3 protein-coding genes are annotated in these 5,370 nt (G+C 64.4%); all 3 read right to left on the reverse strand.

Going from position 1 to position 5,370, the window contains the following annotated elements:
• Positions 1–381: 381 nt before the first annotated feature.
• A complete protein-coding gene (locus tag ACFUTU_RS21110) occupies positions 382–2,370 on the reverse strand; it encodes a multicopper oxidase family protein (protein WP_377967883.1) in 1,989 nt (662 codons plus the stop codon).
• Between the two features lie 271 nt (positions 2,371–2,641).
• Entirely contained in the window at positions 2,642–4,555 is a 1,914-nt protein-coding gene (locus ACFUTU_RS21115) for a cytochrome c oxidase assembly protein (protein WP_377967885.1), read from the reverse strand.
• Positions 4,556–4,863: 308 nt separating this feature from the next.
• The coding region (locus ACFUTU_RS21120) for a hypothetical protein (protein WP_377967887.1) at positions 4,864–5,370 on the reverse strand (507 nt) is incomplete at its 5' end.

Here is a 5,370-nt window from a genome sequence, read left to right on the forward strand (position 1 = left end):
CACCCGGGAGGGTGTGGGAGAGTAGGTCACCGCCGGACAACCATTAGGTCGAGAGCCCCGAACCAGGCAACCGGTTCGGGGCTCTCCCGCATTAACACCCCCACCACCACCGGTCATGAGGACGCGTCAGGTTGGAAGCGACGGGATCTGAGGACGCGTCCGGGTGGAAGCGACAGGATCTGAGGACGCGTCTTGTTTGCTGCGGCTGCTCCCCGACGCGTCCTCAGATCCTGCAGGTTTTTCCACGACGCGTCCTCACCTCCTGCCGCCTTTTCCCAAACGCGTCCTCAACTCCTGCAGGTTTTTCCCGGACCCTTCCGCAATCGGCGTAACTCAGGCCCCGGCATTCACGCCGGGGCCTGAGTCAGTTAATGTGGCTGCTTACTTGAGCCGTACGCTGGCTGTTGCCGTCCCGCCTACGCTGGATTCGGCCTTGACCAGCGTGACCTGCCGGGTTGGTCCGGGCTTGGCCGTGAACGTCCAGGTCCCGAGCGCATTTGCCTTCACAGTGCCGAGCCGTGTCGCTGCACGTCCGGGTGTGACGTCGTAAAGGACGACGGTGGCTGAGGTGGCCGCCGTCGATCCGGCGTACTTGGACGTGCCGCTGATAGTCATGTCCTTCCGAAGGCGGTGCCGGGCGGTGGAGAAGGTCACTACGTCCTTCTGTCCTGCTGGTGCCGCAGCAGGGGCCGGGGCGGGCGCAGGCTGTGATGCGACCGGCTCGGCAGCCGGGGCTGTGGTAGCAGGCACAGCCGTTTCGGTTGGTTGAGTGGACTCGGGTTCCGTTACTTCTTCCGTCACCGTTGCCGGTGCGGGCTGATTGATGGGGTGTGGGCGCACTGCTTCGACCGGATGGTTGGGATCGGGGTCGTTCGTGTCGATGCCAACGCTGAATTGGGCCATCATGTCGTGATCCTCGTGCGGCAGGTTGTGGCAGTGGATCATGTAGCGGCCGCGGTGGTGTTCAAACTTCATGAGCAGCCGTACTGTCTCGCCTTCACCGACGTAGACCACGTCCTTGGGCCCGCGTTCGTACGCGAAGGGTGCCTTTCCGTTGCGGCTAAGGACCTGGAAATCCACCAAGTGGATGTGGACCGGGTGGAACCATCCGCCCGAGCTGTTTTCGATCTCCCAGATTTCCACATCGTTAAGGTCCGGATCAGCAAGGACCTTCTTGTAGCCGCTCGCCACCACCTCGTCCCAGGTCATGCCCCCGATTGTCCATATGTCGTTGTCCCGCTTCACACGCATGCGACGGGTCTTGACGGACTGGGATGAGGTCAGGCTCATGGTCGTACTCGGAGCGAGCAGCGTCGGCAGCACCGTGGCGCCCGGACCGGACGTGTCCACAGGCTCGTCCGTCACGTCGAACGCCATGATCCTGTTGGTGAAGTCGTAGTCCACATTGTTCTTGTTGGACAGGTTGCGAAGCTCCACCCGCTTGCCGACGGGATACTTCGAAAAGTCGATGAGAACCTCGTAGCGCTCGGCGCCGCCGTGCCGCCAGGATGTCACCTGCTGGGCCGCCGGCATCAGGCCACCGTCAGTGGCGACAATTGTCATCGGGTCTCCGGTGCTCAGGGAGAAGCGGTAGGAGCGGGCGATGGAGGCATTGAGAATGCGGAACCGGTAAATCCTTCGCTGGACCTTCATCACGGGCCAGGGCGCCCCGTTGACGAGGATGACGTCGCCCCAGAGGCCGGAGTGGGTGTTGTCGTTGTAGCCCAGGGACCCGTTGGCCGCGAACATGGCATCGGAGACGGTCAGCGGCACATCGAACTTGCCCTGCGGGAGAATGCTGCCTTCCACTTCGTCGTGCAGGTGGTATTGGGCGGCAAGGCCGGAGTACACGCTCTGTCCCGTGTTATGGACGGCGTGGTCGTGGTACCAGAGGGTCCGTGCCGGCTGGAAGTTGGGGTATTCGTAGTCCTTGCAGTAGTCCCGGCCTGTGAGGTCGTTGGCGTATCCGTCGAACTGCGGGAGCGACGCCGAGCCGTGCAGGTGGGTCGACGTATCGAGCCGGTAGCCCCACTGCGGGTGGAACAGCGGCAGCACATTGTCCATCTCCAGGGTGATGCGTTCGCCCTGATTCACCTTGATGGTGGGACCGGGAAATGTCCCGTTGTAGCCAAGGATGGGTGTGCTGAGGCCCGGCACGATGTTGGCCAGGGCCGCCTTCTGTTCGATCTTGTAAAGGTGCCTCTTGTGCCCGTCGGAATCCACGGTGGTGCTCTTGGGTTTGAGTATCTCCGGGATGGGAAGTGTCCGCTGGTACGGCTTGGGCATGTTGCGGGACGCCAGCTGGCTGGCCGACTTGGCGTTGACCGATGTCAACGGCACGGCCAGCCCAAAGGCACCGATGATCCCCACTCCACCAATTTGCAATGCCTGTCGGCGTGAAACCTGCACCTCTACCTCCGGCGTGTTGAAAGTCCAATTGATTTACTTGAAGGGTGTACTACCTACCCTGCGGAAACCTTGAGAGGGATAGGGGCTGTTAGCGGCCATGTTGGGTGGCTATCCCGGCGTTCTGAGGGGCGTCGGCCAGCAGTACGGAACCCAACTGCATGCGCGCTGCTGCACCGGCAGTGAACACCAGGAACAGCGGCGAACAGCAGGACTGCGGGCAAAACTTCGAGGGTCAGGATTCCGAGGTCAGCACAAGGTCCTGAGCCGGCTGCCGGGCAATGTGTTTTCCGCTGCCGGTGGCAGAGCGCCGGTGGGACCGCAACAGCACAACCGCCGCTGCAGCAAGGAGGGTGCCGGCTGCGATGACCCACATGGCCATGCCCGCCGGCTCCACGACAGCCAGGGCAGGCTGATCCCAGGGCTGGCCCGCGGTGATCACCCATTCCTGCCGCCGGGAATCCGGCAGCTGGTCTCCCTGTTGCGCAAGTGCCCAGCCGTGCACCGCGTAGAGAGCGGCCACGGCACCCATGGTCACCAGCCTGGCGGTCCGTGACGATCCAGGGCCGGTGCCGGTTGTCCGAAGAAGCGAAGCAGTGAACAGGCAACCTGAAAACAGCGCCAGCAGGGCCATGGCCTGGTATCCGAACTGGGTGCGTGACGAGTAGTCCAGCAACGGCGTGTAGTACAGAACGCTGAGAACCGCGGCGAGGCCGGCGGCCGCAATGTACGGCGCCGACGCAGCATTCAGAAGCGGACGCAGCGTCATGTTGAGAGCTTCTGCACCGCCTACTGTGCCGTCCTGCCTTGGCGCAACGGCCAGGCTGGCCAGTTTCAGGGGGGAGCCGGGAACCAGCAGCAGCGGAATGGCGCCGATCAGAAGCATCTGCGTGGTGACGTGCATGCTGATCAGGTACTCCTGGTAAACGCGCAGCCCTCCGTTGGTGACCAGGAACAGCAGGGTGACTCCGGCGAACCACAGGCTGGCCCGGTACGGGGACCAGTGCCCTCCCCGCAGACGGATCCGCCGCATCCCGGCCGCATAGAGGAAAACAGCCACGGCACACAGGAAAATCCACAGGGCGTCTGGCTTCCAGCTGCTGAGCGCATCCACAAAACCTGGAAGGCGAAGGGGCGCCTGGCCCGGGGCGGCCTGCGAGACCGCTGGCGGCGGGGTCCGGGCCAGGGCGGCCGCCAGGCCCGATGCGGAAGCCATGACCGCAAGCTCAGCCACAGCCAGCCAGGTGAAAATGGTCCCTGCCCTGGCCGGAAACGATTCGAGCCTGGTGAGGATCCACTTTCGGTGCAGCGCTCCGAACCAGCCCAGAACCCCCAGAACCGCCGTCTTGGCCACAAGAATCAGACCGTACTGCGTGGCCAGTCCTTCAACCGTTCCAATACCTGCCAGCCCGGCCGCTATGCCTGAGATTGCCAGGGCAAGGAAGGACAGCAGCGCCAGAGTTGAGTAGCGCCGGACCACGGCCATCAGTTCCGTTCCCAGCGTCCGCCGGAGCAGGAGGAGCGTAGCCAGGCCTCCAATCCAGATGGCCGCGGCCGCCATGTGCATGACCACGGGAACAGTACTGTCCGCATGCGTGGCGCCGCCGGCGGCATGGGAGTTCAGGGCCAGCGGAATCAGCCCCGTGGATGCCAGCACAGCCGTGACAGCGACCGCCCTCTGGGTCTGGACACCAAAACAGAGGAGCGCGGCGGTAGCTGAGATCAGCACCGTCAGTGCACTGCGCCGCCCTGCGTCGACGTCGGTCAGGAAACTGACGTAGATAGCACCGGAGCCTTCCGAGAACAGCGGCAGGTTAGCCAGCGAGTGGAAGCTGAGAACGCTGATGGCGGCTCCTGCGGCCGCCCAGAGAACAGCAGAAATACCGGCAACGGCCAGTGCCTTGGCATACGCCTTTTCCTTCGGGGGGAAGGCAAACAGTGCCAGGACCAGCGGCCCGATGGTGCCGGCGGCGGCAACATTGAAAACAAGTTTGGCGACGGGCAGCCCCCAGATCACAGCCGCACCTGTCCGGTCCAGGAAGGCTGCTTCCTTGCCGGCCTCAGTGGCATAGGCAACGACCAGCGCCAGTATGCCGCACCCAAGAATCATGGCAGCAGCGGCCACCGACGTCGTCCGTGTTTTGTTCATGGTTCCCCCTTGGCGGATGCTGTCGGAGCCAGTCTTGCCACGCCGCCTTGGATTTTCCCTGTGGGGCGGCGTGCCCCAGGCGGACAAGGTGAAACCCACGCGACCGCCCTGACAGCACCGGATGGAGCTGCCCGCTCCCTGTGAGGATGCACACGCCGGCCCGCGGAAGGCCCTCGCCGTTGGTGGCTGGTGCCGGCTCTCACCTAGAATTGCTAGAGATATGCGGACACCGGATGCATCGCTTCGGGTCGCGCAGGACAACCAAACACGGATAAGAGCGGCTGCACATCGCGCCAGTGGTCGGCTCACTACAGGAGGAATCCACCATGGCTGAGCACAAGGGCGGCGGTTACCGCGGCGGAAACGACCGGGGGAACTCGGGAAGCAACCGGGGACGGCAGGGGGGCCCGTTTAGGGGGACCAACAACTCCGGCGGGGATCCGCGGGGCTTCCGCGCCCGTGATGGCCGCGGTTTCGGTGGCGACCCTGACCGTAAGCCGTTCGGCGACCGTCCGCGCCGTGAGGGCGACGGCGGTGGCCGTGGTTTTGGTGGCGGCGAGCGTAAGCAGTTTGGTGACCGTCCGCGCCGCGACGGCGAGGGCGATCGCGGCTTTGGTGGCGGTGAGCGCCGGCAGTTTGGTGATCGTGACCGTAAGCCGTTTGGTGACCGTCCGCGTCGTGAGGGCGACGGCGGTGGCCGTGGTTTTGGTGGCGGTGACCGCCGTGGTTTTGGTGGCGGCGAGCGTAAGCAGTTTGGTGACCGTCCGCGCCGCGACGGCGAGGGCGATCGCGGCTTTGGTGGCGGAGAGCGCCGG

Origin of the sequence: Arthrobacter sp. NPDC057388 (assembly GCF_042668165.1) — a bacterium.
Classification (GTDB): domain Bacteria; phylum Actinomycetota; class Actinomycetes; order Actinomycetales; family Micrococcaceae; genus Arthrobacter.

Bases quoted from the DNA above. Each gene is read 5' to 3' on its own strand.
- ACFUTU_RS21115 (WP_377967885.1), bottom strand. From the start codon at position 4,555: ATGAACAAAACACGGACGACGTCGGTGGCCGCTGCTGCCATGATTCTT.